The 2,303-nt window shown below is 60.2% G+C and carries 3 protein-coding genes and 2 pseudogenes; 3 read left to right on the forward strand and 2 right to left on the reverse strand.

Annotated elements, in window-relative coordinates:
* Window positions 1–121 precede the first annotated feature (121 nt).
* Window positions 122–967 (reverse strand): annotated as a pseudogene (locus tag H5395_RS18145) (recombinase family protein); the annotation flags it as partial.
* A gap of 145 nt (window positions 968–1,112) precedes the next feature.
* On the opposite strand from H5395_RS18145, the gene H5395_RS19245 reads away from it, so the two are divergent.
* From H5395_RS19245 to H5395_RS18155, 3 genes are all read left to right on the forward strand, one after another.
* Window positions 1,113–1,271 (forward strand): hypothetical protein, encoded by a 159-nt coding sequence (locus H5395_RS19245; RefSeq protein WP_234450872.1) that lies wholly within the window; start codon window positions 1,113–1,115, stop codon window positions 1,269–1,271.
* Window positions 1,272–1,292: 21 nt separating this feature from the next.
* Entirely contained in the window at window positions 1,293–1,502 is a 210-nt protein-coding gene (locus H5395_RS19250) for a hypothetical protein (protein WP_234450871.1), read from the forward strand.
* A 248-nt stretch (window positions 1,503–1,750) separates the two neighbouring features.
* The gene (locus H5395_RS18155; protein ID WP_182793931.1) at window positions 1,751–2,122 is read left to right on the forward strand and encodes a hypothetical protein; all 372 of its coding nucleotides are present in this window, start codon (window positions 1,751–1,753) and stop codon (window positions 2,120–2,122) included.
* Here H5395_RS18155 and H5395_RS18650 read toward each other — a convergent pair.
* A pseudogene (locus tag H5395_RS18650) lies at window positions 2,090–2,303 on the reverse strand (IS3 family transposase); the annotation flags it as partial. The gene H5395_RS18155 and the pseudogene H5395_RS18650 overlap by 33 nt on opposite strands.

Here is a 2,303-nt window from a genome sequence, read left to right on the forward strand (position 1 = left end):
GCAGATCCTCGGGCCGCTTGCAGCCCTTCAGCAACTCGTCCAGCAGCTCGTTGGAAATCGTCATCGTCCTTGCTCCTCTCAGGAAGCATGGACCGGGTCAGTCATACACAGAAGATCAGACACTCTCGATCCACATTTTTCGCGGGTTCACAACACGGCGCTGCTTCAGCTTGAATGACACCTTCGCGAAGACATTGTTCCCGATGTATTTTTCGTTTGTCAGCACTTGATGGACGGTGGCCCGCGTCCACGGTCGGTCGAGATCGGTGCGGTGTCCTTCGCCGTTCAGGGTTTCCGCGATCTCGCGCTCCATGAGCCCCTCGTTGACGAACATTTCGTACATGCGCTGGACGACACGCTGCTCCCCCTCGGACCCGGGCAGCAGGATCACGCGGTCGGTCTGCAGGCTTTTCTGTTCGCCGCGAGACAACTCGCCCTTCGGGTTGCCGTGCTCGTCGATCAGGACTCGCCGCAGGCCATATCCCGCCGCGCCTCCCTGACGATAACCGAGTTCCACGAGGCGGCACTGTCCGGCGAATACCTTGACCGATAGCTCGCGGCTGTACTCGCCCGCCATCACCCGCTTGACGGTTTTCAGAAGGTTGGAGCCAATGCTGCCGTCATTCTCGAACTGCTCGCCGCAGTAGTGGACCCGGATCCCGGCGCGGGAACAGACATGCTCGTGGTAGGCGCCCTCGTCGGCATCCTGAAACCGCCCCCAGCGGCTGACGTCATAGACGAGGATCGCCTTGAATTCGGCCTGGCCGGATTGAACCTCGGCCATCAGGTTCTACAGCGCCTCCCGGCCGTCGAGCCGCAGCCCGGAACGTCCTGAATCCTCGAACACGCGCAAGATCTGCAGTCCTCGTGCAACGGCGTAGCTGCGGATTACGTCCAGTTGGTTCTCGGTCGAGTATTTCTGGTGATCGGTCGACATCCGCACGTAGGCGACTGCTGGGACGTCCATCGCTGACGCACCGTCGCTCTTGCTGGAAATGGTCGAAGATCGACCGCTCACACATGCATCTCCTGGGTATTGCTGGCAAATCCATCCGAACCGCCTGAATCCAGGGCTGAATCCCTCCTGTCCATGTAAAGCGAGGGAGGCCGGAATGTCGTTTCCGAAAAAGGGCAAGTTCTTTCCGAAGGAAAAAGGATACGGTGGAAATGGTCAACAAGAACCCGAGAACCGGTTCGCCGACGAAATCGCGGCGGCGCTGCGCAGATCAATTGGCGACAGCAGGGTGGGGGCAAAGGTCGTTGCGTCCTGAACTGGGGCGAACGGGAAGACTGTGAAGAACTGGTTTGCCGGAAGGTACGGTCCGAGCGGTGACCACCTGGTCTCGCTGGCCCGGCACTCCGACGAGGTGTTGGGAACATTCCTCGCGTTGGCGGGACGGCAGGACCTGATGGCGGCCATGAAGCTCGCCGCCGCAGAGCACGCGGTCGAGGAGCTTTTGATGGCGGTCCGCAAGTTGAGGGCGGATGGTGGTCCAGACTAGCCTAGCGGCGCCTCAGGCTAAAACCGAGTTACTGTCCCCCGTTGTTGCGCAGCATTTCGCGGCTCTCCCGTGCCGCAGCCATCGGCACGGGAGAGAGTTCGATCTTTGTCAAACTCCCTCGCCAGTTCTCATTGTGACTCAGTGTTTAACCTGTTGTTTTCTCATTTATAAAAGGCGGATGAGATACGAACATCCCAATATTGCCATAAATTATGCGTTACAGTCACCTGCTTGGGAGGTGATGCATCATGGCGATCAAGGCACGGGGCAGCCGAGGCAAGCTGTCGCTCTACAAGCGGGTGCCTGCGCGTTACGGGGCGATCGCGCCTTGCAAGTTCGTCTGGGTGGCTCTGCATACTGACAGTCCCAGTCTGGCGGAGCGGAAGGCGGACGCCGTCTGGTCCGAGATGATCGAGGCGTGGGAGGCAAAGCTTGCCGGTGACGCCACCGATGCGGAGCAGCGTTTCCAGGCTGCGCGTAACCTCGCGATCGCACGGGGCACGGGGGTTCCGGTTCCTGCCGGTGAACAAGGTAGTGCAGGTGCCTCTATGGACCTGTCCCGGTTCTGTTCCGGTCAGGTGCTCATGTCAGGCAGCCCTTTGTTCGAGGGCCACGGGTAATTTCCAGTCCAGTGCCGAGTGTTTGCGGCGCGGGTTGTGAGAGGCCGTTGATGCATTCCAAGAGGGCGATTTCGACCTCGCGCCGGGTGGGCCAGTCGCGGCGCCAGACCAGTTCAGCCTTCAGCGATTTGAAGAAGCTCCCGAGGGCCGAGTTGTCATAACCATTGCCCTTGCCGCTCAT

The sequence above is a fragment of the Paracoccus sp. MC1854 genome (assembly GCF_014164635.1).
In the GTDB taxonomy this organism is placed as follows: domain Bacteria; phylum Pseudomonadota; class Alphaproteobacteria; order Rhodobacterales; family Rhodobacteraceae; genus Paracoccus.

Coding starts and splice junctions, on each gene's coding strand:
- H5395_RS18155 (WP_182793931.1), top strand. CDS start 1,751: ATGGCGATCAAGGCACGGGGCAGCCGAGGCAAGCTGTCGCTCTACAAG.
- H5395_RS19245 (WP_234450872.1), top strand. CDS start 1,113: ATGTCGTTTCCGAAAAAGGGCAAGTTCTTTCCGAAGGAAAAAGGATAC.